Source organism: Micromonospora sp. LHW51205 (assembly GCF_003315815.1).
GTDB lineage: Bacteria > Actinomycetota > Actinomycetes > Mycobacteriales > Micromonosporaceae > Micromonospora > Micromonospora chalcea.
Genome location: NZ_QMEZ01000007.1, coordinates 187,533 through 213,869, shown reverse-complemented (window position 1 = coordinate 213,869; position 26,337 = coordinate 187,533). Strand labels below are relative to the sequence as shown.

General features: G+C 72.7%; 29 protein-coding genes and 1 riboswitch. Of the genes, 20 read left to right on the top strand and 9 right to left on the bottom strand.

Going from position 1 to position 26,337, the window contains the following annotated elements:
• Positions 1-52: 52 nt before the first annotated feature.
• Complete coding sequence (locus DQE82_RS24485; RefSeq protein WP_113974165.1) at positions 53-892, bottom strand: universal stress protein; 840 nt, start codon at positions 890-892, stop codon at positions 53-55.
• Between the two features lie 128 nt (positions 893-1,020).
• On the opposite strand from DQE82_RS24485, the gene DQE82_RS24480 reads away from it, so the two are divergent.
• From DQE82_RS24480 to DQE82_RS24410, 15 genes are all read left to right on the top strand, one after another.
• Positions 1,021-1,767 carry an SAM-dependent methyltransferase gene (locus DQE82_RS24480; protein WP_113974163.1) on the top strand — a complete coding sequence of 249 codons (747 nt, stop codon included), beginning with the start codon at positions 1,021-1,023 and terminating at the stop codon, positions 1,765-1,767.
• Between the two features lie 89 nt (positions 1,768-1,856).
• A complete protein-coding gene (locus DQE82_RS24475; RefSeq protein WP_043323981.1) occupies positions 1,857-3,044 on the top strand; it encodes a PP2C family protein-serine/threonine phosphatase in 1,188 nt (395 codons plus the stop codon).
• 48 nt (positions 3,045-3,092) lie between these two features.
• The gene (locus tag DQE82_RS24470) at positions 3,093-3,563 is read left to right on the top strand and encodes a MarR family transcriptional regulator (RefSeq protein ID WP_043323983.1); all 471 of its coding nucleotides are present in this window, start codon (positions 3,093-3,095) and stop codon (positions 3,561-3,563) included.
• 305 nt (positions 3,564-3,868) lie between these two features.
• Positions 3,869-4,507 carry a CDP-alcohol phosphatidyltransferase family protein gene (locus tag DQE82_RS24465; RefSeq protein WP_113974161.1) on the top strand — a complete coding sequence of 213 codons (639 nt, stop codon included), beginning with the start codon at positions 3,869-3,871 and terminating at the stop codon, positions 4,505-4,507.
• A complete protein-coding gene (locus DQE82_RS24460; RefSeq protein ID WP_043323986.1) occupies positions 4,504-5,460 on the top strand; it encodes a DUF881 domain-containing protein in 957 nt (318 codons plus the stop codon). Before DQE82_RS24465 ends, DQE82_RS24460 begins: the two co-directional genes overlap by 4 nt.
• Complete coding sequence (locus DQE82_RS24455) at positions 5,457-5,789, top strand: small basic family protein (protein ID WP_007071104.1); 333 nt, start codon at positions 5,457-5,459, stop codon at positions 5,787-5,789. The genes DQE82_RS24460 and DQE82_RS24455 overlap by 4 nt, the downstream gene beginning before the upstream one ends.
• A gap of 10 nt (positions 5,790-5,799) precedes the next feature.
• Complete coding sequence (locus tag DQE82_RS24450; protein ID WP_043323991.1) at positions 5,800-6,729, top strand: DUF881 domain-containing protein; 930 nt, start codon at positions 5,800-5,802, stop codon at positions 6,727-6,729.
• A 54-nt stretch (positions 6,730-6,783) separates the two neighbouring features.
• On the top strand, positions 6,784-7,164 hold the full coding sequence (gcvH, locus tag DQE82_RS24445) for a glycine cleavage system protein GcvH (protein ID WP_043330119.1): 381 nt from the start codon (positions 6,784-6,786) through the stop codon (positions 7,162-7,164).
• 216 nt (positions 7,165-7,380) lie between these two features.
• Positions 7,381-7,833 (top strand): FHA domain-containing protein, encoded by a 453-nt coding sequence (locus DQE82_RS24440; protein WP_030503922.1) that lies wholly within the window; start codon positions 7,381-7,383, stop codon positions 7,831-7,833.
• Between the two features lie 50 nt (positions 7,834-7,883).
• The gene (locus DQE82_RS24435; RefSeq protein WP_176722889.1) at positions 7,884-8,585 is read left to right on the top strand and encodes a MerR family transcriptional regulator; all 702 of its coding nucleotides are present in this window, start codon (positions 7,884-7,886) and stop codon (positions 8,583-8,585) included.
• A 211-nt stretch (positions 8,586-8,796) separates the two neighbouring features.
• Positions 8,797-9,261: a bifunctional nuclease family protein gene (locus DQE82_RS24430; RefSeq protein ID WP_043330120.1), complete on the top strand. Its 465-nt coding sequence runs from the start codon at positions 8,797-8,799 to the stop codon at positions 9,259-9,261.
• A 218-nt stretch (positions 9,262-9,479) separates the two neighbouring features.
• On the top strand, positions 9,480-10,067 hold the full coding sequence (locus DQE82_RS24425; RefSeq protein ID WP_051611479.1) for a MerR family transcriptional regulator: 588 nt from the start codon (positions 9,480-9,482) through the stop codon (positions 10,065-10,067).
• 437 nt (positions 10,068-10,504) lie between these two features.
• The gene (locus DQE82_RS24420; protein ID WP_069089632.1) at positions 10,505-10,894 is read left to right on the top strand and encodes a group 1 truncated hemoglobin; all 390 of its coding nucleotides are present in this window, start codon (positions 10,505-10,507) and stop codon (positions 10,892-10,894) included.
• 2 nt (positions 10,895-10,896) lie between these two features.
• The gene (locus tag DQE82_RS24415; RefSeq protein WP_064445942.1) at positions 10,897-12,057 is read left to right on the top strand and encodes a globin domain-containing protein; all 1,161 of its coding nucleotides are present in this window, start codon (positions 10,897-10,899) and stop codon (positions 12,055-12,057) included.
• On the top strand, positions 12,054-12,734 hold the full coding sequence (locus DQE82_RS24410) for a DivIVA domain-containing protein (protein ID WP_113974159.1): 681 nt from the start codon (positions 12,054-12,056) through the stop codon (positions 12,732-12,734). Before DQE82_RS24415 ends, DQE82_RS24410 begins: the two co-directional genes overlap by 4 nt.
• Positions 12,735-12,777: 43 nt before the next feature.
• Here DQE82_RS24410 and DQE82_RS24405 read toward each other — a convergent pair whose 3' ends face one another.
• Positions 12,778-13,434 carry an NAD(P)H-binding protein gene (locus tag DQE82_RS24405; RefSeq protein WP_113974157.1) on the bottom strand — a complete coding sequence of 219 codons (657 nt, stop codon included), beginning with the start codon at positions 13,432-13,434 and terminating at the stop codon, positions 12,778-12,780.
• An 80-nt stretch (positions 13,435-13,514) separates the two neighbouring features.
• On the opposite strand from DQE82_RS24405, the gene DQE82_RS24400 reads away from it, so the two are divergent.
• Positions 13,515-14,357 (top strand): NAD-dependent protein deacetylase, encoded by an 843-nt coding sequence (locus DQE82_RS24400; RefSeq protein WP_113974155.1) that lies wholly within the window; start codon positions 13,515-13,517, stop codon positions 14,355-14,357.
• A gap of 59 nt (positions 14,358-14,416) precedes the next feature.
• Positions 14,417-14,508: riboswitch (glycine riboswitch) on the top strand.
• A gap of 72 nt (positions 14,509-14,580) precedes the next feature.
• On the top strand, positions 14,581-17,403 hold the full coding sequence (gene gcvP, locus DQE82_RS24395; protein WP_113974153.1) for an aminomethyl-transferring glycine dehydrogenase: 2,823 nt from the start codon (positions 14,581-14,583) through the stop codon (positions 17,401-17,403).
• Positions 17,404-17,497: 94 nt separating this feature from the next.
• Here gcvP and DQE82_RS24390 read toward each other — a convergent pair whose 3' ends face one another.
• Complete coding sequence (locus tag DQE82_RS24390) at positions 17,498-17,698, bottom strand: DUF5999 family protein (RefSeq protein WP_013286363.1); 201 nt, start codon at positions 17,696-17,698, stop codon at positions 17,498-17,500.
• 123 nt (positions 17,699-17,821) lie between these two features.
• On the opposite strand from DQE82_RS24390, the gene DQE82_RS24385 reads away from it, so the two are divergent.
• Positions 17,822-19,015, top strand: a complete 1,194-nt coding sequence (locus DQE82_RS24385) for a chorismate-binding protein (RefSeq protein ID WP_113974151.1) — start codon at positions 17,822-17,824, stop codon at positions 19,013-19,015.
• A 54-nt stretch (positions 19,016-19,069) separates the two neighbouring features.
• Here the strand turns inward: DQE82_RS24385 and pip are convergent, their stop codons facing one another.
• The gene (gene pip / locus DQE82_RS24380; protein WP_113974150.1) at positions 19,070-20,020 is read right to left on the bottom strand and encodes a prolyl aminopeptidase; all 951 of its coding nucleotides are present in this window, start codon (positions 20,018-20,020) and stop codon (positions 19,070-19,072) included.
• A gap of 99 nt (positions 20,021-20,119) precedes the next feature.
• Here pip and def point away from each other — a divergent pair, with 99 nt between their 5' ends.
• Positions 20,120-20,629: a peptide deformylase gene (gene def, locus DQE82_RS24375; protein WP_113974148.1), complete on the top strand. Its 510-nt coding sequence runs from the start codon at positions 20,120-20,122 to the stop codon at positions 20,627-20,629.
• Here the strand turns inward: def and DQE82_RS24370 are convergent.
• Positions 20,609-21,412 carry a GNAT family N-acetyltransferase gene (locus tag DQE82_RS24370; RefSeq protein WP_113974146.1) on the bottom strand — a complete coding sequence of 268 codons (804 nt, stop codon included), beginning with the start codon at positions 21,410-21,412 and terminating at the stop codon, positions 20,609-20,611. The two genes, def and DQE82_RS24370, sit on opposite strands and share 21 nt — an antisense overlap.
• Complete coding sequence (locus DQE82_RS24365; RefSeq protein ID WP_176722890.1) at positions 21,397-22,167, bottom strand: TSUP family transporter; 771 nt, start codon at positions 22,165-22,167, stop codon at positions 21,397-21,399. Before DQE82_RS24365 ends, DQE82_RS24370 begins: the two co-directional genes overlap by 16 nt.
• Before the next feature lie 174 nt (positions 22,168-22,341).
• Between DQE82_RS24365 and DQE82_RS24360 the strand changes: the two genes are divergently transcribed.
• Positions 22,342-23,121: an endonuclease/exonuclease/phosphatase family protein gene (locus DQE82_RS24360; RefSeq protein ID WP_113974144.1), complete on the top strand. Its 780-nt coding sequence runs from the start codon at positions 22,342-22,344 to the stop codon at positions 23,119-23,121.
• A gap of 3 nt (positions 23,122-23,124) precedes the next feature.
• Here the strand turns inward: DQE82_RS24360 and DQE82_RS24355 are convergent, their stop codons facing one another.
• From DQE82_RS24355 to DQE82_RS24345, 3 genes are all read right to left on the bottom strand, one after another.
• The gene (locus DQE82_RS24355) at positions 23,125-23,991 is read right to left on the bottom strand and encodes a bifunctional 5,10-methylenetetrahydrofolate dehydrogenase/5,10-methenyltetrahydrofolate cyclohydrolase (protein WP_064445951.1); all 867 of its coding nucleotides are present in this window, start codon (positions 23,989-23,991) and stop codon (positions 23,125-23,127) included.
• A gap of 93 nt (positions 23,992-24,084) precedes the next feature.
• Positions 24,085-25,017 (bottom strand): hypothetical protein, encoded by a 933-nt coding sequence (locus DQE82_RS24350; RefSeq protein ID WP_233514769.1) that lies wholly within the window; start codon positions 25,015-25,017, stop codon positions 24,085-24,087.
• A gap of 139 nt (positions 25,018-25,156) precedes the next feature.
• Entirely contained in the window at positions 25,157-26,155 is a 999-nt protein-coding gene (locus tag DQE82_RS24345; RefSeq protein WP_064445953.1) for a tyrosine-type recombinase/integrase, read from the bottom strand.
• Positions 26,156-26,337 lie beyond the last annotated feature (182 nt).

Here is a 26,337-nt window from a genome sequence, read left to right as displayed (position 1 = left end):
GCCGTCGGCTGACGAACCCGTCTACCCGCCCGGGCCGGGGCCAACCGTGCGCTCAGGCCGGGGCGCGGACGACAGCGACCGGGCACGCGGCGCGGTGCAGGATCCCCTGGCTCACCGAGCCGAGCAGCAAGCCGCTGAGCTCGCCGCGGCCTTGCCGGCCCACCACGACCAGTTGGGCGTCCCGGGACGCCTCGGTCAGCGCCGCGACCGGGCGGGCCCGCACCGCCTCCCGGTTGATCGGCACGTCCGGCCAGCGTTCGGCGACGCCGGCGACCGACTCGGCCAGGACCCGCTCCTGCTCGTCGGCCTGCGCCGACCGGCCGCCCGGGTGGGCGTGCACCACACGCAGCGGGGCGCCGCGGTGGGACGCCGTTTCGGCGGCGAACTCGACGGCGGCGCGGGACAGCGCGGAGCCGTCCACCCCGGCCACCACCGGGCCGGTGTCGCGGGCGGCGCCCCGGGCCACCAGCACCGGGCAGTCGGCGTACGCGGTGACCTGCAGCGCGACCGAGCCGATCACCAGCGAGGCGAACCCGCCGAGACCCCGGTCGCCGAGCACGATCAGCGCGGCGGTGGGGGACTCGCCGATCAGCACGGCGGCCGCCTCCCCGTCGATGATCTCGCCGGTGATGCGCAGCCCGCGCTCCTGCGCCTGGGCCGCGTTGACCGCGTCGGCGACCAGTTGCTCGGCCTGGTGACGCAGGCCGGCGTGCGGCGGCGCCCCGGCCGGAGCGGCCACCGGTACGCCCAGCAGCGGCCAGATGAATCCGTGGACCACCCGCAGCGGCCGGTTGCGGCGGGCGGCCTCCCGGGCGGCCAGGAGCACGGCCCGGGTCGCCGGCTCGGAGCCGTCCACCCCGACCACCACGGCCGCACCGTCAGCGGAGTTCACCAGGTACCTCCTCGTGGCCGGCGCTCCCGCGGCCAGTATCGCGGCCGGCGGGACCGGCCCGGGGCGATACCGCGCCGGTCGCCCGGTCGGTACGCTGGCGGACAGCGCCCAGGGAGGGAGGCCCGTCGATGGATCAGCCGGACGGACCGAGCACCGCCCGCATGATCGACTACTGGCTCGGCGGCCGGCACCACCGTCCGGTCGACGTCGCCGCGGCCGCCGCGTTCGAGGCGGCGTACGGGCCCTGCGCGGCGATCTTCCGCTCGCTGCGCGGTTTCCTGGGCCGGACCGTGCGCGTCATGGCCGGCGACGGCGTGGACAGCTTCCTGGTCTTCGGTGCGGGCGTGCCCACCTGCGGAAACGTGCACGAGGTCGCACCGGAGGCGACGGTCCTCTACACCGACGTCGACCCGGAGACGGTCCGGCTCGGCCAGCGCCTGCTCGCCGGCAGTGACCGCGCCGGTTACGGCTACGGCGACGCCACCGACATCGGCACCGTCGACCGGGCGCAGCTGCACCGTTTCGTGCCGGGGTGGGGGAGACGGCCGGTCGGAGTGGTGTTCCTCGGGCTGGCCGCGTTCCTGGACGACGACACGCTCGCCCGTACGCTGGACGAGTTGTACCGGGCGGTCGCGCCGGGCAGCCGGCTGGCGATCGACTTCGACAGCGAGGAGCTGGCCGGGCATCCGCAGGCGCTGGCCATGATGGGCCCGGCGTTCCGGATGCGCGCGCCCGAGCGGTTCGCGCCGCTGCTGGGCCGCTGGCGTCCCACCGACGAGGGCGTCGTGCCGGTGGCCCGGTGGCGGCCCGAGGGTGAGCCGGAGCCGGTGCCGGACGCGTTCTACGGCGCGTTGGCGCTGCGGCCGGCGGACTGAGCCGCGCCGGTCGAGGCGGGCCGTTCGGCGGTCGGGGGTCCTTCGTATGATGTTTGCTCTGTAGCAATAGTCGTCATCGGAGGATGAGCATGCCGGAGGCGTCCGGATCGGTGTCACGTGCCCTGCGCACGGCGCCACCCGACCAGCTGGTGGAGACCGCGGACGCGGTGCTGCGCCAGACGCTCGGGGCCGCGCGGGCGGAGGTGTTCGTCGCCGACTACCGCGCCAGCGGCCTCTGGCCGGTGCTCGACCCGGACGTGCCCGACGGTGGCCCGTTGCCGGCACACACCGTGGCGCAACGCTGCTTCAGCAGCCAGGAGCCGGTCCTGGACATCATCGACGACGGCCGCTGCCGGGCCTACCTGCCGCTGTCGGTGTGGGGGGAGCGGCTCGGCGTCCTGATGGTCGAGCTGCCCGGTGACCCGGACGCGGCCACAGTGGAGGCGGCGCGGGACGCCGCCGGCGAGCTGGCCGTGGCCATCCGCGCGGCCGACCGGGAGACCGACAGGTACCGCCGCGCCCGGCGGCGGGAACGGCTGAGCATGGCTGCGGAGATGCAGTGGGACCTGTTGCCGGGGCGCAGCGTGCGCCACGGCGACGCGTTGCTGGCCGGGCAGCTCGAACCGGCGTACACGGTGGGCGGTGACCACTTCGACTGGTCGGTGGACTGTGAGCGGCTCACCCTCACCGTGCTCAACGGCACCGGCAGCGGTCTGGCCGCGTCGCTGCTCACGGCGATGACGGTGAACGCCATGCGCAACGCCCGGCGTTCCGGCGGCAGCCTGGTCGAGCAGGCGGAGCTGGCCTCGGACACCATCTACTACCAGCACCGGGGCGGCCGGCACGTGGCCACGCTGCTGCTGGAGCTGGACAGCCGCCGGGGCGTGGTGCGGGCGGTGGACGCCGGTTCCCCGCAACTGCTGCGGCTGCGGGGGAGGCGGGTCACCCCGATCGCGTTGGAGCAGCAACTGCCGTTGGGCATGTTCGCCGAGACCCGGTACGACGTGCAGGAGTTCACTCTGGAGCCGGGCGATCGTCTCTTCGTGGTCAGCGACGGGGTGTACGCGGCGGAGCCCGACGGCCAGGAGCCGTACGGCGTCCGGGCCATGGCGCGCGCGATGCGGGCTACTCGGCTGCAGCCGGCGACCGAGGCAGTTGGTACGGTGATGCGCGAACTGCATGCGTACCACGCCGACGCGGATCTCCGTGACGACGCGGTCGTCGTCTGCCTGGACTGGCGCGGTTCCGGCCGGTCCGACGACGTCACGGGGCAGTGATCGGGGCGGCGGAGCGAACACGAGCGGGACGATCGCAGGGGACAGCGGGTGGAGCGACCTCCGAATCTTGCCGCGGCCATCGAGTCGGCTGCCGAGGCGCTCATCGGTGTGCTCGACTCCGCGACCTCACGGCACACCGTCAGCGTCTCGCCGACGCAGCTGCGGGTGCTGTCGCTGATCGTGTCCCATCCGGACACCAACGTGAACCGGCTGGCCGAGCTGCTGGACGTGGTCCCGTCGTCGGCGAGCCGGCTCTGTGACCGCCTGGAGGCCGTCGGCCTGCTGCGCCGGGTGGCCGACCCGCGTGACAGGCGAGAGGTGCGGCTGATCCCGACCGCGGCGGCGGACACGTTGCTGCGCGACCTGCAGCAGCGCCGGCACCGTGCGGTCCAGGCGGTGCTCGACCGGATGCCCAACCGTGCGCAGCACGAGCTGCTGCTGGCGCTCGTGGCGTTCAGTCAGGCCGCCGCGGCGGTCGCGCCGCAGGCGGGCTCCGACTCCACCGCCCGCACCGCCTGAGTCCCACCCCGGCGCTGATCCTGACCAACAGCCGTGATGGTCAGCTAGTGTCCTAGGATGCCATAGCGGTTGTGACGGTCCCCACCCTCACAACACTGAGCAACGGCGCAGCGCGCCCACCGGCCCGAGCGGGGGAGCCCGATATAGTGGCAGCGCAACTGAGCGGCCGGTGATCACCGGCCGCGTCGGGGGAGGTCCCAGCCCGGGATCACAGAGGGCGCCGGCGTCTGACCGGCCGGCAACGCGCACGTCCCTCCAGCGGCCGCTCGTCCGGCTGCCGGACCGTGCTGCGAAGGGAGGGTTCGGTGTCGCGTCGGCCGGCTCCAGCGGAGCACCCGGGTTCCGGGGACGCCACGATCGTGGGAGACCGCGTCCTCACGCTGCCCAACCTGATCAGCTTCGTCCGGCTCGTCGGCGTGCCGATCTTCCTCTACCTGTTCCTCGTGGTCCGCGCCGACGTCGCGGCCATCGTGGTGCTCGCCGTGGGCGGCACCAGCGACTGGGTGGACGGCTGGATCGCCCGCCGGCTGGGGCAGGTGAGCCGGCTCGGCGAACTGCTCGACCCGCTGGCCGACCGGCTCTACATCCTGGCCACGCTGCTCGCCTTCACCGCGCGGGAGGTGGTGCCCTGGCAGTTCACCGGGGCGCTGCTGGCCCGCGAGTTGCTGCTGCTGGTCTCTCTCGGCGTGCTGCGCCGCTACGGCTACGGCCCGCCGCCGGTGCACTACGTGGGCAAGACCGCCACCTTCCTGCTGCTGGCGGCGTTCCCGATCCTGCTGCTGGCCGACGCCGTGCCGGACATCGGCACCGCGGCCGCCGCGATCGGCTGGGGCCTGGGCTGGTGGGGTCTGGTCCTCTACTGGGTGGCCGGCGCGATGTACGTGGTGCAGGCGAGCCGTCTCGTACGGCAGATGCGGGCGCGGCGCGCGGAGGTGGCGGCGTGACCGGGCCGGCGTCCGGCGACGCGGAGAAGGAGCGCGACCCGTCGAGCCGGGTGTACGCGCCGGACTTCCTGACCGAGCTGTTCCGCAATCCGCTGGACCCGGGGTACGGGGACGCGGCGGCGCGCCGGGCGGCGGGTGGCATGTCGCGGGTGCGGCAGGTGCTGGGCCGTCCGGTGAGCCTGCTCGTCCTGGCGGTGATCGGGTTCCTGTTCGCGGTGGCGTACCGGGAGACGATGGCGGAGGAGCCGAGCCGGGCGACGGCGCGGGCGGGGCTGATCGCCGAGATCAAGGGGCGTGAGGCGGCGACCGACCGGTTGACCGAGCGGGCCGAGCAGTTGCGCGAGGAGGTCGGCCGGCAGCGGGACGCGGCGCTGAGCGGTTCGCAGGCGTCCCGGTTGCGCACGCTGGAGGCGGGCACCGGTCTGGCTCGGGTGCGCGGTGACGGCGTGGTGGTGCGGCTGGCCGACGCGACGGCGGACCAGGACGGCGTGACCAGCGGGGACGCGGGCCCGTCCCGGGTGCTGTACTCGGATCTGCAGAAGGTGGCCAACGCGTTGTGGGCGGCGGGCGCCGAGGCGGTGGCGGTGAACGGCCAGCGGTTGACCGCGACGTCGACGATCCGGTCGGCGGGTGAGGCGATCCTGGTGGACTACCGGCCGGTGACGGGCCCGTACGAGGTGCAGGCGATCGGGCCGCGGTCGATGCGGGACCGGTTCAACGAGAGCCGGGCGGCGGCGCTCATGCGTGAGGTGGCGCGGACGACGGGGCTGTCGTTCGGGGTGAAGCGGGTCGACGACCTCACCTTGCCGGCGGCGCCGCAGCCGCGGCTACGCTACGCCGAGCCTTCGGTCAGTCCGAGTCCGCGTCCGTCGGGTTCGGGGGCCGCCGGTTCGTCGAGTCCCGGGTCGTCCGGCCCGGGTGGTTCTTCCAGCCCCTCGGGAGGTGGCCGATGATCGCGGTGCTGGCGTTGCTCGCCGGTGTGGTGCTCGGGGTGTATCTGGACCCCACGGTGCCGGCGGCGTTGCAGCCGTATCTGCCGATCGCGGTGGTGGCCGCGTTGGACGCGGTGTTCGGTGGGGTGCGGGCGAAGCTGGACCGGATCTTCGACGACAAGCAGTTCGTGGTGTCGTTCATCTCGAACGTGCTGGTGGCGGGGCTGATCGTGTACCTGGGTGACCAGTTGGGCGTGGGTGGTCAGTTGTCCACGGGTGTGGTGGTCGTGCTCGGGGTGCGCATCTTCGGAAATGTGGCGGCGATCCGTCGGCACCTGTTCCGGGCGTAGGTTTGTGGCGATGAGTGAGGAACACAGGGAGACGGGGACGGGGTGGCCGCGTCCGGTGGAGCCGGAGCGGCCGTCGGGTCCGGCGGGTGAGCCGGATCCGCGCCCGGACGCGCCCGATCCGGACGAGTTGAGCCCGTTGGCGCCGGTGGAGCCGGCGCCGGATGAGTCGTCGGAGCCGGCGGAGCGGGAGGCGGTGCCGGAGTCCGAGCCGGAGCCGGGTGCGGTGGCGCGGCCGTCGCGGTCGCGGCGGTTCTCCTCGGCGGGTCTGATGATCGCGGTGCTGCTGGCGTTGCTGGGTTTCACGCTCGTGGTGCAGTTGAAGACGACGTCGACGGATCCGACGCTCGCGGCGACGCGGGAGGAGGATCTGGTGCGGATCTCGTCGGATCTGGATTCGCGGGAGCGGCGGCTGCGTCAGGACATCGACGCCCTGGAGGAGAGTCAGCGGCAGTTGCGCTCGGGTGAGCAGGGCCGGCAGGCGGCGCTGGAGGAGGCGACGCGGCGGGCGGACGAGCTGGGCATCCTGGCGGGTACGTTGCCGGCGGTGGGTCCGGGGCTGGAGGTGCGGTTCTCGGGGCCGGCGAAGGCGGTGTCGTCGACGCGGATCCTGGACGCGGTGCAGGAGCTGCGGGGTGCGGGCGCGGAGGCGATGCAGATCCAGGGCGCTGATGGTTCGGCGGTGCGGATCATCGCGTCGACGTATTTCGTGGACGGGGCCGATGGTGTTCTGGTGGTGGACGGGCGGCGGTTGACGGGTCCGTTTACGATCATGGTGATCGGGGATCCGGCGACGATGCGTACGGCGTTGAACATTCCTGGCGGGGTGGTCGCATCGGTGCGGGACGGCGGCGGTAACGTGACCTCCGAGGATCGTGAGGTTGTGGAGGTTTCGCAGCTGCACGCGCCGATCAAGCTGGACCACGCGCGGCCGGTTTCCTGACCGGGCGCGGCCGCGCCGGTTTTTCCGGTGCACCGATGACGAAGGACGCAGTTGGTGATTCCTGAGGATCTGCGGTACACCGCCGAGCACGAGTGGGTGGTCGGTGGTGACGGTGGTGTCGTCCGCGTCGGTATCACGCACTTCGCGCAGGACGCTCTGGGTGACATCGTGTTCGTGCAGCTGCCGGATTCCGGTTCGGTGGTGGCGGCGGGCGAGTCGCTGGGCGAGATCGAGTCGACGAAGAGCGTGTCGGAGATCTACGCGCCGTTGAGCGGCACGGTGGCGGCGCGCAACGAGGCGCTTGCCGACACCCCTGAGGTGATCAACACGGATCCGTACGGTGCGGGGTGGTTGGTGGAGATCACTCCGGATGATCCGGCGGCGGTCGAGGGGTTGTTGACCGCTGATGCGTACCGCGAGCTCACCGAGAGCTGAGTTCGTGCTGTTCCGGGCGGCGGCGTGGTTCCGCGCGTCCGGTTGCCCTGCATTTCGGCGCTGGCTAGGCTCGCCCAGTCGACCGAGAACCAATAGTTTGAGCGTTGCGGAATGCGCCTTCCCGGGCACGGGGAGCCAGCCGCCGGGTGTGGTGTTGCCCGGCGGCCAGACCCGCCATTTCCTGACGCCGACCGAACAGATCCGTGAGGTGGTCCCATGACGCGCCCAGACGACGAGTTCCCCCCGCTCGACGTCACTTCGACGCTCAATCTCGGTTCGCTCGACGAAGTGCTGGAGGGGCCGGACACCGATGTGGTGCCGAGCCGGATGTCCGGTTCTTTGCCGCCGGGTATGGCGTTGCTGGTGGTTCGCCGGGGTCCGAACGCGGGCGCCCGGTTCCTGTTGGACCACGACGTGACGACGAGTGGGCGGCACCCGGACAGTGACATCTTCCTGGACGACGTGACGGTGTCGCGTCGGCACGCGGAGTTCCACCGGGACGGTGGGACGTTCACGGTGCGGGATGTGGGCAGCCTGAACGGCACGTACGTGAATCGTGAGCGGGTCGAGGCGGCGACGTTGAGCAACGGTGACGAGGTGCAGATCGGTAAGTTCCGGGTGGTGTTCATCGCCGGTCCGCGCCCGGAGGGTGAGGCCGGCCGGGGGTGAACGAGCCTGCGGCTTCGACGCCGTCCGGGGCTGGGCGGGCGCCTGCGCTGATGAGTATCGGCGAGGTGCTGGCTCAGTTGCGGCCGGAGTTTCCGGACGTCACGATCTCGAAGTTGCGGTTCCTGGAGGCCGAGGGCCTGGTGGAGCCGCAGCGGACGCCGGCGGGTTATCGCAAGTACGGCTGGGACGATGTGGCGCGGCTGCGGTTCGTGTTGACCGCGCAGCGGGATCAGTATCTGCCGTTGCGGGTGATCCGGGAGCAGTTGGCCGAGTGGGACGGTTCTGGTCCGTCGCCGGGGCGGGGGCGGCCGAATCTGGTGGCTGTGGGTCCGGGTGGTGAGGTGCCGGGCCGGGAGCCGGTGGATTCGGTCGAGTCGTCGGAGGTGCGGCTGGACCGGGCGGGGCTGATCTCGCGTAGCGGCGTGGACGAGTCGACGCTTGCGGAGTTGGAGCGGCTCGGTGTGCTGGTGTCGGATCCGCCGGGTTGGTACGACGCGGATGCTTTGATCATCGCGAGTGCGGTGGCGGGTCTGGCGGCGTACGGGTTGGAGCCTCGGCATCTGCGGGCGTACCGGTCGGCGGCGGATCGTGAGGTTGGTTTGTTCGCGCAGCTTGTGGCGCCGTTGGCGCGGCAGAGTGATCCGGCGGCGCGGGCTCGTGCGGCGGAGACGGCGCGGGAGCTGGTGGCGTTGTCGCAGCGGTTGCACGCGGCGTTGGTGCGGGTGGGGCTGCGGTCGACGTTGGGCCGGTGATGTTGTCGGTGGAGGCCGGGTGTCGTGGACGCCCGGCCCTTCGTCGTGGGGTGGCGCGGAAAGATCTGGTCGGGGGAGCGTGTCGTAGGCTTGCCGGGGTAAGCCCCTCCGGCGAGGCGTGGTGCACGTAGCGTGTGGGACTCCTGTGTCCTGGTCCGTGTACCGTGCAGGGAGGGGCGCGGTGCAAGGTGACGACGACACGGAGGCGGCGGTGCGCGAGCTGAGCGTGGTCGGAGTTCGGGTGGAGTTGCCGAGCAACCAGCCGATCGTCCTGCTGCGGGAGGTCGAGGGGGACCGCTATCTGCCGATCTGGATCGGCGCGGTCGAGGCGACGGCGATCGCTTACGAGCAGCAGGGGGTCAAGCCGGCCCGGCCGTTGACGCATGATCTTCTGCGGGATGTGCTGGCGGCGTTGCAGGCGCCGTTGCGGGCGGTGGAGATCACCGAGTTGAAGGACAACGTGTTCTACGCGGATCTGCTGCTGGGTGACGGGGTGCGGGTGTCGGCGCGGCCGAGTGACTCGATCGCGTTGGCGTTGCGGGTCGGCGCTCCGATTCGTTGTGCGGAGCAGGTCCTCGGCGAGGCGGGGATCGTGATTCCGGACGAGCAGGAGGACGAGGTGGAGAAGTTCCGGGAGTTCCTGGATCAGGTGCGTCCGGAGGACTTCGCGGGTTGAGGTGTGCCCGGCCGGGTGGCCGGGGTCGGCGCGGCGGTGGTTGTCACTGTGGGTGATGGCTGGCCGCCGTGTGTCGTTGGTGCCGGGCGGTCGCGCGGCGTGTCGCGGTGTCTCCTGCGGGTGAAGTGTGGGCGGCGGCGATAGGGTTGCCGTGTCGAGGGGTGCGCGTGACGGGGAGTCGGCGCGGCACCGCCACGGACGCGGGGAGGTTGGTCCGGATGCACGAGCCGCGGGATCCTGGTCCGGGTGCGGAGCAGCAGGCGGGTGTGGGGCCTGAGTCGGTCGGTGACGGTGAGGTCGGCTACCGGGGTGTGACCGCGTGTTCGGCGGTGGGCATCAGTTACCGGCAGTTGGACTACTGGGCGCGTACGGCGCTTGTGGTGCCGAGTGTGCGTGATGCTTCGGGTTCGGGGACGTCGAGGTTGTACTCGTTCCGCGACCTGGTGGTGTTGAAGGTCGTGAAGCGGCTGCTGGACGCCGGGGTGTCGTTGCAGAACATTCGGAAGGCGATCGAGGCGTTGCGGTCGCGTGGGGTGGATGATCTGGCGGGCATCACGTTGATTTCCGACGGGACGACTGTGTATGAGTGCCGGTCGCCGGAGGAGGTGGTCGACCTGTTGCAGGGCGGCCAGGGCGTGTTCGGCATCGCGATCGGTGGGGCGTTCAAGGAGATCCAGGGTTCGTTGTCGCATCTGCCGGCGGAGCCGGTGGGTGGGCAGGAGCCGGTTGCTCCGGCGGTGGAGCCGGAGGCGGACGCGGTGGGTGACGAGCTGGCGGCGCGTCGGGCGCGGCGCCGGGCCGGGTGACCTGCATCGCGTCTCGTTGACGGGATCGCGCCGCGCCCGAAAAGGGTGTGGCGCGATTCGTGTTTTGGTGACGGGGTGTGCTGTGCGCGGGCCGGGCGGGCCCGGTCCGGTGGTCGGGCGCGGCCCGGTCGGTGTATCCGCAGGTCGCGGCTGGTCGGTGCGCAATGTCCGAAAGGGACGGTACGCGCTGCGGGTTGACCGGGGGTGCTCGGCTGACTGCGGTGTGTTCATCGAATTCGCGGCTGTTGTTGACTGTCCGTAGTTGACGGTTCTCGGGATCGGGACAGGGGCGGCGTGAAGCGTGGTGGGGGGCGCGCTATCGTCCGTTCCGATCGTCGGCGTGTCGACGTCACGGTGGAACGCTGTGTGACTTCGCGCGCCGGACGGTGAGCCCCTGACGCGGCGCTGCCCGCGGACCCCTGGTGGAAGGACCGAGCATGACGGTGACGAGCGAGACCACCCCGATCTCCCATTACGAGCGCATCGGCGGCGCGGCGGCGGTGAAGGCCGCTGTGGAGTTGTTCTACGACAAGGTGCTGGCCGATGCGGATCTCGCGGGCTACTTCACCGGGGTGGACATGGTGGAGCAGCGGCGGCACCTGGCGCTCATGCTGGCGGTGGTGCTCGGTGGGCCGAACGAGTACGCCGGCCGCGGGCTGGCCGAGGCGCACCAGCCGTTGAACATTCCGGGTGAGCACTACGCGAAGGTCGGTGAGCACCTGACGGCGACGCTGGTGGAGCTGGGCGTGCCGGCCGACGTGATCGCCGACGTGCAGGTCGTGCTCGGGCAGGTCCGCGATCAGGTCGTGTCGGCGGGGGATGCCTGAGCGTGGACGCGGCACGGCTGAAGCAGAGCTGGTCCCTGGTCGCCGCGCACGGCGACCAGGTGCCGCTCTACTTCTATTCGACGCTGTTCCTGGCGCATCCGGAGACCCGGCAGATGTTCCCGACGAACATGGCCGGGCAGCGGGATCGTCTGGTGGCGGCCCTGGGGCATGTGGTGTCCCACGTGGACCAGGTGGATCAGCTGGTCGGGTTCCTGCGGGACCTGGGCGCGGATCACCGGAAGTTCGCGGTGCGCGCGGAGCACTATCCGGCGGTCGGTGAGGCGCTGCTGGCGACGTTGCGGCATTTCTGCGGTGAGGCGTGGACCGACGAGCTGGCGGCCGACTGGACCGCGGCGTACGGCCTGGTGGCGCAGGTGATGACCGACGGCGCGCAGGCGGCGGAGTCGCAGTCGCCGCCGTGGTGGGTGGCGGAGGTGCTGTCGCACGAGCAGCGCACGTTCGACGTGGCGGTGCTGACGGTGCGCCCGCAGTATCTGCTGCCGTTCAGGCCGGGGCAGTCGATCGGGGTGTCGCATCCGGCGGTGCGGTCGTGGCGGTACTACTCGCCGGCGAACGCGCCGCGTTCGGACGGCACGGTGGAGCTGCACGTGCGGGCCGCGCCGGGTGGCGTGGTGTCGTCGCGTCTGGTGTACGGGTGCGCGGCGGGTGATCAGATCCATCTGGCGTCGCCGGTGGGTGAGCGGTTGACGTTGTGGCAGGCCGGGTCGTCGGATCTGCTGCTGTTGGCCGCCGGGACCGGCTGGGCGCCGGTGAAGGCGCTGGTGGAGCAGGTGGCGGCGGAGGGTTCCGGGCGGCGGGTCGACCTGTATGTGGGGGCCCGTTCGCGTACGGAGTTCTACGACAGCGAGGCGATCGACAAGTTGGCGGCGACGCATCCGTGGTTGCGGGTGTCGTACGTGGCCGGATCGGATCCGCAGCGGCCGGGGGAGATGGTGCGGCTGGCCGACCGGGTGCTGGCCGACGGGGACTGGCGGTCGAGGCACGTGTATGTGTGCGGGTCCGACGAGATGGTCGGTGATTCGGTGGCGGCGCTGACCGCGGCGGGTTACCAGCCGGGCCAGCTGCACCACGAGGGTTTCGGCAAGCACTGGTACGGCCCGTCCTGGCGGACGGTGGCCGAGGGAACAGAGGTGATCCGGTGAGCGCGAGCCCGATCAGCAGCTATGACTCGCAGCACGTGTCGGGTCCGGTGCAGGTGCGGCTGACCGCGGACCGGGTGCGTCGGTGGGAGTTCGGGTCGGCGGCGTTCACCCGGCGCGGGTACGACCCGGCGGACGTGGACCGGTTCCGGTTGCAGGTGGCCGACGAGCTGGATCTGCTGGCGGCGCAGGTGGGGGACCTGCGGGCGGAGAACGAGCGGCTCAACGACCATCTGGAGCTGCACCGGCACGGGGTGATCCCGAGCGCGGAGAAGACGGCGGCGCCGGCGGCGAAGGAGGTCAACCTGCTGTCGGCGGCGCAGCGGGAGGCCGAGCAGATCATCGCGCAGGCGCACGACTACGCGCGCCGGGTGGCCGAGTACGCCCGTACCCAGTACGAGAGTTACATGCGGGCGGCGGCGGAGGAGGCGAAGCAGGAGGCCGAGCGGGCGGTGGCGGAGTACCGCAGCGCCGCCGGGGGCAGCTTCGACGACTCGGTGGCGACGCGGGAGGCGTTGCGGATCTTCGGCGAGATGATGATCTCGCACATGCAGGCGGCGGCCCGGCATCTCGACGACGGTAGTGAGCAGTTGGCGCGCACGATGGAGCGGATCTCCCGGGAGTTGCCGGCGGCTGGTGGCGGCGCGCCGCAGCCGGCGTTGCCCCGGCATCAGCGGTGACCGTACCGCCCGGCCTGCGGTGCGGCGGGCCGGGCGGTGCGGCTCAGGTGGTGACGGCGGTGATCGCTTCGGCGATGGGGGTGTCGCCGCCGACCAGTTCGAGGGTGTGCCCGGCGGTGCCGGGGGCGTAGAGCAGGGCCAGCAGGACCCGGGCGACGTCGGCGCGGCTGATCGCGCCGCCGGTGACGTGCCGGGCCAGCGTGATGCGGCCTTCGGGTTCGTCGTCGGTGAGCCGGCCGGGCCGCAGCACCGTCACGTCGAGGTCCCGGCCGGTGACGTCGTCCTCGGCGGCCTTCTTGGCCCGCAGGTACGCCGCCCACACGTCGTCGGTGCCGTCGGCGGGTGCGTCGTCCACGCCCATGGAGGAGACCAGCAGGTAGCGGCGTACGCCGGCTTGTGCGGCGGCGTCGGCGAGCAGCACTGCGGCGCCGCGGTCGACGGTGTCCTTGCGGGCGGCGCCGCTGCCCGGTCCGGCGCCGGCGGCGAACACGACGGCGTCGGCGCCGGCCAGGTGGGCGGCGAGGGTGTCGACGTCGGTGTGTTCCAGGTCGCAGAGGACCGGTTCGGCGCCGGCGGCACGTAGCGCGGCGGCGTGGTCGGGGTTGCGGATGAGCCCGAGCGCGGTGTCTCCGCGTCCGGCCAGTTCCCGCTCCAGCAGTTTGGCGATTTTGCCGTGCCCTCCGGCGATGACGACGCGCATGCGATCAACGTAGCCCGGCCGGGCGCGCCCCGCCGGGCGTCCGGGTGGGAGGTGCGGGTCCGGCGAGGGACCATGGACGGGTGAGTGAGGCGTTCGAGGCGTTGGCGCGGCTGGTGGCCGCCGGGGACGTGGTGGTGCTCAGCGGTGCGGGCCTGTCCACCGAGTCGGGCATTCCGGACTACCGGGGGCCCAGCGGCGCGTCCCGCCGGCACACCCCGATGACGTACCAGGAGTTCACCCGGGATCCGCTGGCGCGGCGGCGGTACTGGGCGCGCAGCCACCTGGGCTGGCAGATGATCGCGCGGGCGGCGCCGAACGAGGGGCACCGGGCGGTGGCGCGGCTGCAGGCGGCCGGGCTGCTCGGCGGCATCATCACGCAGAACGTCGACGGGCTGCACACCGCCGCCGGCGCCACCGGTGTGATCGAGCTGCACGGCCGCCTCGACGAGGTGACGTGCCTGGACTGCGGCAACGCCACCGGCCGCGAGGAGCTGCACCGGCGCCTGTCGGAGGCGAACCCGGGTTTCGACGCGCGGGTGGCGCGCGTCAACCCCGACGGCGACGTGGACCTGCCGGACGAGGCGGTGACCGGGTTCCGCACCGTCGACTGCTCGCTGTGCGGCACCGGCATGCTGAAACCGGACGTGGTGTTCTTCGGCGAGACGGTGCCCGCGCCGCGGGTGGCCGACTGTTTCGCCCTGGTGGAGGGGGCCCGGGCGCTGCTGGTGCTGGGGTCGTCGTTGACGGTGATGTCGGGGCGGCGGTTCGTGCTGCGCGCGGCCCGCCACGGCATCCCGGTGGCGATCGTCAACCAGGGCGTCACCCGCGGCGACACCTACGCGGCGCTGCGCCTGGACGCGCCGCTGGGCGCCACCCTGCGCGCGCTGGCGGACCGGTGCGCGGCGGCCCCGGCGCCGGTGTGATCGACAACCCCGGGACATGAGCCGGAAACACGCCCGCTGGTAGCGTTGGGGGTGCCGGTACCACCCACGTGGGAGAGACCGCCGATCCCGGCGGCGCCGAAGGGGCAGATTCTCCCCGGAACCTCTCAGGCAAAAGGACCACGTGGGCAGGCGCTGTGGAGCGCGTCAGCGCGACTCAGGGGGAGGCCGACCCGTCGACCTCGCCCCCCAAGGAGCGCAGCGCATGACCGCAGAGCAGTTCGCCGACCGGCACATCGGCCCCGGCCCGGCCGACGAGCGCCGGATGCTGGAGGCCGTCGGTTACGGCTCCGTCGACGAGCTGATGGACGCCGCGATCCCCGAGGTGATCCGCTGGCACGGCACCCTGGACCTGCCCGCCCCGGCCAGTGAGCGGGAGGCGATCGCCGAGCTGCGCGCCCTCGCGTCCCGCAACACCGTCGCCGTGTCCATGATCGGTCTGGGTTACCACGGCACGCACACCCCGGCGGTGATCCGCCGCAACGTGCTGGAGAACCCCGCCTGGTACACCGCGTACACGCCGTACCAGCCGGAGATCAGCCAGGGCCGGCTGGAGGCGCTGCTGAACTTCCAGACCATGGTCACCGACCTGACCGGTCTGGCCACTGCGAACGCCTCGATGCTCGACGAGGGCACCGCCGCGGCCGAGGCGATGACCCTCGCGCGCCGCGCGTCCAAGAGCAAGAGCCCGGTGTACGTGGTCGACGCCGACGCGCTGCCGCAGACCGTCGCGGTGATCACCAGCCGCGCCGAGCCCCTCGGCATCGACGTGCGGGTGATCGACGTGGAGCGCGACGAGCTGCCGGCGGAGTTCTTCGGCCTGCACCTGCAGTACCCGGGCGCGTCCGGCGCGGTCCGCGACGACCGGGCACTGGTCGACGCGGCGCACGGCGTGGGCGCGCTGGTGACCGTCGCCGCGGATCTGCTGGCGTTGACGCTGCTGCGCCCGCCGGGCGAGATCGGCGCCGACATCGCCGCCGGCACCACCCAGCGCTTCGGTGTGCCGATGGGCTTCGGCGGGCCGCACGCCGGCTACCTGGCGGTGCGCTCCGGGCTGGAGCGGATGCTGCCCGGCCGCCTGGTCGGGGTGTCCCGCGACGCCGACGGCAACCCGGCGTACCGGCTGGCGTTGCAGACCCGCGAGCAGCACATCCGCCGGGAGAAGGCGACCAGCAACATCTGCACCGCGCAGGTGCTCCTCGCCGTGATGGCCGGCATGTACGCCGTCTACCACGGCCCGGACGGGCTGCGCGCCATCGCCCGGCGTACCCACGAGGCGGCGGCGCGGCTCGCGGCCGGGCTGCGCGCCGGCGGCGTTCAGGTCGCGGACGTCGCGTTCTTCGACACCGTCACCGCGACCGTGCCGGGCCGGGCCGCCGACGTGGTGGCCGCCGCCGCGGCGCGCAACGTGAACCTGCGGCTGGTCGACGCCGACCGGGTCGGCATCTCCTGCGACGAGACCACCACGCCCGCGCACCTGGAGGCGGTGTGGGCGGCGTTCGGCGTCGACGGGTTCGACGGCGAGGTGGACGCGGCCCTGCCCGGCGGGCTGGCCCGCACGTCGGAGTTCCTCACCCACCCGGTGTTCCACAGCCACCACTCGGAGACGGCGATGCTGCGCTACCTGCGCCGCCTGGCCGACTTCGACTACGCGCTGGACCGCGGCATGATCCCGCTGGGGTCGTGCACGATGAAGCTCAACGCCACCACCGAGATGGAACCGATCACCTGGCCGGAGTTCGCGCACCTGCACCCGTTCGCGCCGAACGCGCAGACCACCGGGTACCGGGAGCTGATCGCGCAGCTGGAGGGCTGGCTGGCCGAGGTCACCGGCTACGACGCGGTCAGCGTGCAGCCCAACGCCGGGTCGCAGGGTGAGCTGGCCGGGCTGCTGGCGATCCGCGGCTACCACCGCGAGCGCGGCGAGGCCCACCGCGACGTGTGCCTGATCCCGTCGTCGGCGCACGGCACCAACGCCGCGTCCGCCGTGATGGCCGGCATGCGGGTCGTGGTGGTCGGCTGCGACGCCGACGGCAACGTTGACCTGGTCGATCTCGACGCGAAGATCGACAAGCACCGGGACGCGCTCGCCGCGATCATGGTGACGTACCCGTCGACGCACGGCGTGTACGAGACCGGCATCGCGCAGTTGTGCGCGAAGGTCCACGACGCCGGCGGTCAGGTGTACGTCGACGGCGCGAACCTCAACGCGCTGGTCGGGTTCGCCAAGCCGGGCCGGTTCGGCGCGGACGTGTCGCACCTGAACCTGCACAAGACGTTCTGCATTCCGCACGGCGGCGGCGGCCCCGGCGTCGGGCCGGTGGCGGTGCGTTCGCACCTGGCGCCGTTCCTGCCCGGCGACCCCCTCGGTGCCCGCGCCGACGGGCGGCCGGCGATCTCGGCGGCCAACCACGGGTCGGCGGGGATCCTGCCGATCCCGTGGGCGTACCTGCGGATGATGGGCGCCGACGGGCTGGCCCGCGCCACCGGCGTGGCCGTCCTGGCCGCGAACTACGTGGCGGCGCGGCTGCGTAACCACTTCCCGGTGCTGTACGCCGGCAACAAGGGCCTGGTCGCGCACGAGTGCATCCTGGACCTGCGTCCGCTGACCAAGGCCACCGGCGTGAGCGTCGACGACGTGGCGAAGCGGCTGATCGACTACGGCTTCCACGCGCCGACGATGTCGTTCCCGGTGGCCGGGACGCTGATGGTGGAGCCGACCGAGAGTGAGGACCTGGCCGAGCTGGACCGGTTCTGCGACGCGATGATCGCGATCCGTGCGGAGATCGACAAGGTCGGCTCGGGGGAGTGGCCGGCGGGGGACAACCCGCTGTCCAACGCGCCGCACACCGCGGCGATGGTGTCGGCCGACGAGTGGCCGCACCCGTACCCGCGGTCGGTGGGCGCCTACCCGGCGGGCGTGGACCGGGCGGGCCGCTACTGGCCTCCGGTGCGGCGCGTTGACGGCGCGTACGGCGACCGGAACCTGGTCTGCTCGTGTCCCGCGCCGGAGGCGTTCGAGGACTGAGCGGCGAACGCCGGGGCGGTGGGCTCTCGCCGCCCCGGCCGGCGCGCCGGCCGGTCATGACCGGCGCGTACGCTCACTGACGCTGCGTGATGGCTCAGGCCACGAGAGCGTGACGGGCCGGACCCCGGTGCGGGGCGATGGTGCGTCCGTCGGGGAGCAGCTCACCGGTGTCCTCGAAGACGATGACACCGTTGCAGAGCAGGCTCCAGCCCTGCTCAGGGAAGCAGGCGAGGACGCGGGCGGCCTCGCGGTCGGTCGCGTCGGCGGAGGGGCAGGTGGGCTGGTGCTGACACATCGGGTTCTCCGGACTGTGGGGGCACTGTGTCATGGTTCACATGACCAGTGACGCACAGTACCAAGGAAAACTGAGCGGCAACGAGCAAGGATGCGTCTTGTTCACCGAGAATGGGCTGAACGGATGACCCGTAACGGGCCAGACGTTGTGGAAGCGCTCCCACAGGTGGAGGTCGATACCCCCGGCGCCCCACCCGGATGCCGTCGCCGACTGGTCGAGACAGCCCGCCTGCACTGGTCCGCCACCGACGGCGGCGACCCCGCCGACCTGGCACAACGCTTCCTCGCCGCGCACGGCGTCACCCGCGACGACCTCACCCGCCCCGGCCGCCACGACCCCGACGACGCGGTCTGCGGCGCGGCGCTCTACCTGTCCGCCGCCGCCGGCGCGTACACCCTCGGCGTGTCGCCCGGCGCGCCGAGCCCCGCGCCGACGCTGCCCGACCTGGTCGTCGTTGTCTACCACCACACCGACCGGCCCCCGCCGACCCCGCCACCGGCCCACGCCCGGTGGCGGCTCGGACCGTGGCGCGACAGCTGGACCCCGGCCGCGCACGCCGCCGCCGTCGACGCGGTCCGCGCCGCCATCGCCCGCGGCGACGTCTACCAGACCAACCTCGTCGGCCACGCCGCCGCCCCGTACACCGGCGACCCCCGGCCGGCGCTGGCCCGCCTCGCCGCGCTGCCCGGCGCCCGCTACGGCGGCACCCTGCACGGCCCCGGCTGGGCGCTCGGCTGCGCCTCCCCGGAAACCCTCATCGCCGTCGAACACGGCCGCCTGGTCACCCGCCCCATCAAGGGCACCCGCCCGGCCACCCCCGCCGGCCGCCGCGAGCTGCTCGCCTCCGCCAAGGAACGCGCCGAACACGTCATGATCGTCGACCTGGAACGCAACGACCTGGCCCGCGTCGCCCGCACCGGCTCGGTGCGCGTCGACGAGCTGTTCGCCGTACGCCGCTGGTGTGACCTGTGGCAGGCGGAGTCGACGGTGTCCGCGGCGCCCGCCGACGGCCTCGGCCTGGCCGACCTGCTGCGCGCGGTCTGCCCCGGCGGCTCGGTCACCGGCGCGCCCAAACGCGCCGCGCTGGCGCAGATCGCCGCGCTGGAGCCGGTCGGACGCGGCGCGAGCATGGGCGCGCTCGGCTGGGTCGGACCCGACCGCCTCGACCTGGGCCTGACCATCCGCACCGCCGCCGCCGACGGCGACCTGCTGCACCTGTGGGCCGGCGGCGGCATCACCTGGGACAGCGACCCGGCCGCCGAGGTCGCCGAGGCCGCCGCCAAAGCCGCCCCGATCCGCGCCCTGCTCGCCGGCTGACGGGCCGGCCCGCTCGCGGCGGCTCCGCCGGCCGGTAGCGGCCGTGCGCGGCGGTTACCGGCCGGCGGCGAACGCGTCCAGGGCGGCGACCACCCGCTCGCCGATGCCGTGCCCGCCGCCGTGCCCGCCGGACTCCACGATCTCCAGCCGCGCATCAGGCCAGTCCCGGGTCAGCAGCCACGCGATGTCCGGCGGGCCGCTGACATCCAGCCGGCCCTGCACCAGCACCCCCGGAATCCCCGCCAGGCGGCCCGCGTCGCGCAGCACCTGCCCGTCCGGCTGGAAACCCCGGTTCGCGAAGTAGTGCGTCACCAGCCGGGCGAACCCGTACCGGAACACCGGATCGGCGAACCGCGGATCCGGCGCGTACCCGCCCGCCAGGGACACGTGCACGTCCTCCCAGTCGCACCAGTCCCGCGCCGCCCGCTCCCGCACCGCCGGGTCCGGGTCGTCGAGCAGCCGGGCGTACGCCGCCGACAGGTCACCGTCCCGGTCGGCCTCCGGCACCCCGTCACGGAACCGCGCCCACTCCTGCGGGAACACCCGGCCCATGTCCCGGGTCAACCACTCGATCTCCCGGCTGGTGTTGGCGACCACGCTGAACAGCACCAGCGCGCTGACCCGCTGCGGGTGCCGCTGCGCGTACGCCAGCGCCAGCGACGACCCCCACGACGCGCCGCACAACAGCCACCTGTCGATCCCCAGGTGCGCGCGCAGCACCTCCATGTCGGCCAGCAGATGCCCGGTGGTGTTCACCGACAGGTCGGTGGCCGGATCCGACGCCAGGGGAGTGCTGCGCCCACAGCCACGCTGGTCGAACAACACGATCCGGTGCACGGCCGGGTCGAACAGCCGCCGCCACCCCGCGCCCGCGCCCGAACCCGGGCCGCCGTGCACCACCAGCGCCGGCCGGCCGTCCGGATTGCCGCACGTCTCCCAGTACACGCGCTGCCCGTCCCCGACGTCCAGCATCCCGTGCGCGTACGGCTCGATCGGCGGATACATGCGGCAGCCTCCCAGCGTCGGTGTCCGCACACCCTACGAGCGTCGCCGCCCCGGCGGGTGCCCCCCGCGCAGCGGTAAGCAACGGATAGCCTTCCGGACATGACTATGCGCCCGATCCGGATCATCGGCGACCCCGTGCTGCGCACCCCCAGCGAACCCGTCACCAGCTTCGACGCCGAACTGCGCGCCCTCGTCACCGACCTGATGGACACGCTGCTCGGCGCGCCCGGCCGCGCCGGCGTCGCCGCACCCCAGATCGGCGTCAACGCCCAGGTGTTCGTCTACGACGCCGACGGCCGGCGCGGCCACATGATCAACCCCACGTTGGAGTTGTCCGACGAACTCCAGGACGACGAGGAGGGCTGCCTGTCCATCCCCGGCCTGTACTTCCCGACCCCCCGCGCGCTGCACGCCACCGCCCACGGCTACGACCAGCACGGCGAACCGCTCACCGTCACCGGCAGCGGCTTCCTCGCCCGCGCCCTGCAACACGAGACCGACCACCTGCGCGGACGCCTCTACGTCGACACCCTGCGCGGCGACACCCGCCGCCGGGCCCTGCGCGAGATCCGCGCCGGCCGGTTCGACTCACCCAGCCGCGGCCGCTGACGTCAACGCGCACTCGGTGAACCCGGCCACCCGGGAGAACCCCAGCCGCTCGTACAGCCGCACCGCCGCCGCGTTGTCCGCCCGCACGTTCAACGTCACGTGATCCACCGACGCGCGCAGCCGGGCGCACAACGCCGCCACCACACCCGCACCCAGACCCCGACCCCGCACGTCCGGATGCGTCGTCACATTCCCCAGCGCCGCCACCCGCCAGCGCGGCGAGAACACGTGCACCCCCGCCACCGCCACCAGCCGGCCCCGCTCCCGCACGCCCACGTACTGGCCCGTGTCCAGCATCCGCGGATCGAACCAGTTCCCCGGATACGCCACCGCGTACAACCCGGAAAGCTCCGCCGCGTCCGCCGGCCCCAACGGCTCACCCACCGCCGGCACCGCCGCCAGCCGCCCCGGATCCGTCAACGCCATCCGGTGATGCGCCGCCGCCTCCGACACCACGAAGCAGCGGCCCACCGCCGCCTCCAGACCGGGGGACAGGTGCGCCCACATCCGCGCCGGCAACACCGGCGCCGCCTCCGCCAGCAACCCCGCCAGGTCCGGCACCCGATCCGGCGCCGCGAACGCCAGCAACGTCGGCAGCTCCACCCCGTGATACAGCAACACCACCTGGTCGCCACGCCGGAACCAGGACGTGTACGGCCAGAAGAAATCGTCCAGATCACCCAACTGGTACGCGTGCAACACCGGATCCCGGCCCAGCAGACCCGCCAGCACCGCCCGATCGTGCTCCGCCCGCACCGCCACCGCGATCAGCCCGCCAACCACTGGTCGTAACCCAACCGGGCCACCAACGCCAGCACCACCACCAGCAGCACCACCCGCACGAACCCCGCACCCCGCCGCAACGCCATCCGCGCGCCCACCGCCGCCCCCACCACGTTGCACACCGCCATCGCCGCACCCAACGCCCACCACACGTGCCCCGTCAACCCGAACACCACAAGCGCACCCAGATTCGTACCCGCGTTCACCACCTTCGCCATCGCCGACGCGTGCACGAAATCCGAACCCAGAATCGCCGTGAACGCCAACACCAGAAACGTGCCCGTACCCGGACCGATCAACCCGTCGTACAGGGCGATGCCCAACCCGGCCACCGCCACCGCCACCACCACCCGCCCCGGCGTGCGCCGCGGCGACGACACCACACCCAGCGACGGCCGCGCCATCACGAACACCGCCACCGCCACCAGCACCACAAGCACCACCGGCCGGTACGCGCCACCCGGCACCGCACCCGCAAGCGCCGCACCCAACCCCGCCGTCAGCACCGCCAACCCCGCCGCCGGACCCGCCACACCCCAGTCCAGCTTCGTCCGCCGCGCATACGTCACCGCCGCCGTCGACGTACCGAAAATCGCCGCCAGCTTGTTCGTGCCCAACGCCGTCGCCACCGGCACACCCGGCGCCGCCACCAGCAACGCCGGCAACAACAACAGACCACCGCCACCCACCACCGCGTCCACCCACCCCGCGACAAGGGCAGCGGTCAGCAACGTCGTCAACGACAGGGCATCCACCGCCGCATTCTGCCCACCCCGCCACCAGCGACAACGCCACCTGTGGCAAGCCTCACCGGCCCCGACGACGCCGCAACCACACCCCCACCGACCCCACCGCCACGAACACCAGCATCGAACAGCACAACAGTCTCAGCACCCGGCAAGACTGCCACGACGACGTAGGGTGTCCAGGTGCGCCTGGCCACCTTCAACCTGCTGCACGGCCGATCCCTCACCGACGGACTCGTCGACCCCGACCGGCTCACCGCCGCCGTCACCGCCCTCGACGCCGACGTCCTCGCCCTCCAGGAAGTCGACCGCGACCAGACCCGCAGCAGCAAACTCGACCTCACCGCCCTGGCCGCCCGCGCCCTGCACGCCGACCACCACCGCTTCGCCGCCGCCGTCGTCGGCACCCCCGGAGAACAGTTCCGCCCCCTCACCCACGACGACGACGGCCACGGCGAACCCCTCTACGGCATCGGCCTGATCAGCCGCCACCCCGTCCGCTCCTGGCAGGTCACCCGCCTACGCGCCGCCCCCGTCCGCTCACCCATCTACGCACCCGGACCCGGCGGCGGCCTCATCCTGCTCCGCGACGAACCCCGCGTCGTGCTCGCCGCCGTCCTCGACACCCCCCACGGCCCCCTCACCGTCGCCGCCACCCACCTGTCCTTCGTCCCCGGCTGGAACGTCTGGCAACTACGCCGCGTCATCCGCGCCCTGCGCACCCTGCCCGCACCCCGGATCCTGCTCGGCGACCTCAACCTGCCCGCCGGACCCGCCGCCGCGCTCACCCGCTGGCGACCCCTCGCCCGCCGCCCCACCTACCCGGCCGGGCAACCCCGCGTCCAACTCGACCACATCCTCGCCGACCGGCACGCACTCGACCGGCTCCCACCCGTCACCGCCGTCCACACACCGCTGGCCATCATCTCCGACCACCGGCCCCTCGTCGTCGACCTCGGCTGACGCTCAACCCAGCCCGGCCTGCCGCCGCGCCGCGTCCACCGCGTTACGGAACAACATCGCCACAGTCGTCGGACCCACCCCGCCCACACGCGGCGTGATCGCACCCGCCACCTCGGCACACGACTCGTCCACGTCCGGCAACAACCGCCGCCCCTCGTACCGCACCCCACCACCGACCACCACCGCACCCGGACGCACATGCTCCGGCCGCACGATCCCCGGCACCCCCGCCGCCGCGATCAGGATCTCCGCCCGCCGCGTGTACCGCGGCCAGTCCGCCACCCCCGTGTGCACCACAGTCACCGCCGCGTTCGCCGTCGGCCGCTTCTGCGCCAGCAACATCGCAAGCGGCCGACCCAACGTCGCACCCCGGCCCAGGATCACCACCTCCCGGCCCGCCACCGGCACACCGTGAAACGCCAGCAACGCCTCGATCCCCGCCGGCGTACACGGCAACGGACCCGGCAACCCCAACGCCAGCCGGCCCATGTTCACCGGATGCATCCCGTCCACGTCCTTGTCCGGATCCAGCACCGCCAACGCCCGGTCGTAGTCCAGATGACCCGGGATCGGATACTGCACCAGCACCCCGTGGACCGTGGCGTCCGCGTTGAAATCCGCCAGCACCGCATGCAGATCCGCCTGCGACGCCGACGCCGGCAGATGCACGTGCGGCGACACGAAACCCAGCTCCGCCGCCTGGCGTTGCTTGATCCGGATATAACCCGCGCTCGCGTCGTCGTCACCCACCAGCACCGTCGCCAGCGCCGGCGTCACCCCCGCCGCACGCAACTCGGCCACCGACGCGGCGACCTCCGACAACACCCGCTCCGCCACCGGAGCACCCGGCAACAACCGCGCAGAAGACATACGACACCTCGCCCGCAGGGGCCCAGGCGGTCGACCCCCACGACGAGCTCCCCGATGGTTCACCCATCCCCGTGCCGCCAGTCGCGTTCCCCCTCAGCCTGCCACAGCCTCCGCCACCACCGCATCCACCACCACCTGCCACCCCGGCAACGCCGCCAGCAGACCGTCCGCCCGCCGCCGCCGATCCGCCGCCGACGCCACACCCAGATCCGCCAGCACCGCCTGGAACGCCGGCCGCAACGCCCGCTCCCGCTCCGGCGCCACCGCGCCCAAGACCACATGACACCGCGCGTACGTCACCAGCACCCAGAACATCGCCTCCCGATGCCGCCCCGCCCCGATCAGCTCAACCGCACCGTCGAACACCACCGGACGCCCCGCCGCACCCAGATCCGCCCCGAACGCGAACCCCTCCCGCGGCAGCCCGGATACCTCGTCGAACACCACCGCCAACCCGGCCAGATGCGCCCGCACCCGCGTCACGTCCACACCCGCCCCGCCGCCGTCGAGCGTGTCCAGCAACCCCGGATACCGATCGGCGAACCCGAACCGCGACAACACGCGCTCCGCCCGCACGTACCGCCGCCGCACCGTCGGATCCACCAGCCCCGCCACCGCCGGCCACACCGCCAGCAACGACGTCGGAAACACCCACGCCAACACCTGCTCCGCGGTTGGCAGCTCGGCGTCGACCGCCCGCAACCCGGCCTCGATCCGCCGCCGCACACCCGCACACCGCGCCCGCACCCACACCGGATCCGCGAACCCCGCCGCCACCCGCTCCCGCACCGCGCCCAACCGGCCCGACGGATCCGCGATCACCCCATCGGTACGCAACATCGGCGCGAACACCCATGACCCCAGCACATCCTCCGGGCCGCCCAACTCCGCCCACGTGATCGTGCTGACCTCCAGCAGCACCCCCCGATGCACGAACTTGCCCACCTTCACACCGGGCTCCCGGCACACCAGCAACACATCCACGTCCGACCACGGCGGCAACAACGCGTCGTCCGGCAACCCCACAGTCGACCCGCTGAAGAACGCCCCCTCGACCGACGGGTCAACGCGCATCCGCTCCCGTACCCACCCGGCCGCCACCGCCCGCGCCGCACCCACCCGCATCCGCCCAATCCTGCCAGCCCGGCAGACCGCCGCGCGGCCCTCACCGCCGCGGCGCCAACCCCGACAACGCCCGATTGGTGCGATTCGCCGCCACCGCCGCCCGCTGCTGACCCGCCGTCACCTCGATGTATGTCTGCGACGACGCCAACGACGCATGCCCCAGCAACCGCATGATCTCCGCCGCGCTCGCCCCGTCCTCCGCCAACCGCGTCGCGAACGTGTGCCGCAGCGCGTGCAACCGCGCGCCCCGGGGCACGCGGTCACCGATGCCCGCCCGCCGGTAACACGACTCCACCAGGTACTGCAGCCCACCCCGCCGCAACGCCTCACCCTGGCGGTCCACCAGGAACGCAGAGTCCGGCCGCACACTGCGCGCCCCGAAGCGGAGCCGCCGGCTGTCCAGATAACCCGTGAGCACCCGGTCCACGGCATCCTCGATCGGCACCGTACGGGGCCGCCCGCCCTTGCCCGCCACGTCCACCCGCCGCTCGCCGTCGCGCCCCGCCACCGACGACACCCGCAGCGCCAGCAGTTCCGACAGGCGCAACCCGGCGCACAACGCCAGCGCCAGCACCGCCAGGTCGCGCTCCGGCCACGGGTCACGCTGCCGGCCCTCCGCCCGGGCCACCGCCGCCAGCAGCTCCTCCGGGGTGTCCTCGCCCCGCAGCGGTTTGGGTCGGGGGAGCGGCGTACGGGGCCGCCCCACTGCCGGCATCGGATTGCCCGGTACGACGCCCTCGGCCACTAGGAACGTGAAGAAGCTGTTCCACGTCGACCAGGCACGATGGACCGACGCGGCGGCGCGGGGAGCGGCGAACCGCGCGAACGCCGCGCGCATCACTCTGGGGGAGAGGGAGCTGACCGCGACCCGGTCCAGGGGGAGGGGAGTGGCGTCGCCGTCGGCGGCGATCAGCTCGGCCACTGCGGTCAGATCCCTCCGATACGCGGCCAGGGTGTGGGGGGAGGGCTTGCGGGTGGCCCGGGCGGTCAGGAACTCTTCGATCAGAGCGCCTACCGTTTCGTCCGGTTTGTCATGCATAAGGGATATTATGCATGATTCTCGCGTCCCTGCCAGGGGGTCCTTTCGAGGGGGAGCGCGGCCCGCTCAGTCGATGATCAACTCCACTACGCCGAGGTGGCGGCAACCCGGGCGCTCCGATGCAGCCACATCCGCGTACTGGCAGCGGCAGTCACACCTGTCGGCACTCGGCCGGAGCAGGG

What these genes read in the sequence shown, in the direction of transcription:
- DQE82_RS24480 (WP_113974163.1), top strand. Translation starts at nt 1,021, where the DNA reads ATGGATCAGCCGGACGGACCGAGCACCGCCCGCATGATCGACTACTGG.
- DQE82_RS24475 (WP_043323981.1), top strand. Translation starts at nt 1,857, where the DNA reads ATGCCGGAGGCGTCCGGATCGGTGTCACGTGCCCTGCGCACGGCGCCA.
- DQE82_RS24455 (WP_007071104.1), top strand. Translation starts at nt 5,457, where the DNA reads ATGATCGCGGTGCTGGCGTTGCTCGCCGGTGTGGTGCTCGGGGTGTAT.
- DQE82_RS24450 (WP_043323991.1), top strand. Translation starts at nt 5,800, where the DNA reads ATGAGTGAGGAACACAGGGAGACGGGGACGGGGTGGCCGCGTCCGGTG.
- DQE82_RS24440 (WP_030503922.1), top strand. Translation starts at nt 7,381, where the DNA reads ATGACGCGCCCAGACGACGAGTTCCCCCCGCTCGACGTCACTTCGACG.
- DQE82_RS24435 (WP_176722889.1), top strand. Translation starts at nt 7,884, where the DNA reads ATGAGTATCGGCGAGGTGCTGGCTCAGTTGCGGCCGGAGTTTCCGGAC.
- DQE82_RS24425 (WP_051611479.1), top strand. Translation starts at nt 9,480, where the DNA reads ATGCACGAGCCGCGGGATCCTGGTCCGGGTGCGGAGCAGCAGGCGGGT.
- DQE82_RS24420 (WP_069089632.1), top strand. Translation starts at nt 10,505, where the DNA reads ATGACGGTGACGAGCGAGACCACCCCGATCTCCCATTACGAGCGCATC.
- DQE82_RS24405 (WP_113974157.1), bottom strand. Translation starts at nt 13,434, where the DNA reads ATGCGCGTCGTCATCGCCGGAGGGCACGGCAAAATCGCCAAACTGCTG.
- gcvP (WP_113974153.1), top strand. Translation starts at nt 14,581, where the DNA reads ATGACCGCAGAGCAGTTCGCCGACCGGCACATCGGCCCCGGCCCGGCC.
- DQE82_RS24390 (WP_013286363.1), bottom strand. Translation starts at nt 17,698, where the DNA reads ATGTGTCAGCACCAGCCCACCTGCCCCTCCGCCGACGCGACCGACCGC.
- DQE82_RS24385 (WP_113974151.1), top strand. Translation starts at nt 17,822, where the DNA reads ATGACCCGTAACGGGCCAGACGTTGTGGAAGCGCTCCCACAGGTGGAG.
- pip (WP_113974150.1), bottom strand. Translation starts at nt 20,020, where the DNA reads ATGTATCCGCCGATCGAGCCGTACGCGCACGGGATGCTGGACGTCGGG.
- def (WP_113974148.1), top strand. Translation starts at nt 20,120, where the DNA reads ATGACTATGCGCCCGATCCGGATCATCGGCGACCCCGTGCTGCGCACC.
- DQE82_RS24355 (WP_064445951.1), bottom strand. Translation starts at nt 23,991, where the DNA reads ATGTCTTCTGCGCGGTTGTTGCCGGGTGCTCCGGTGGCGGAGCGGGTG.
- DQE82_RS24345 (WP_064445953.1), bottom strand. Translation starts at nt 26,155, where the DNA reads ATGCATGACAAACCGGACGAAACGGTAGGCGCTCTGATCGAAGAGTTC.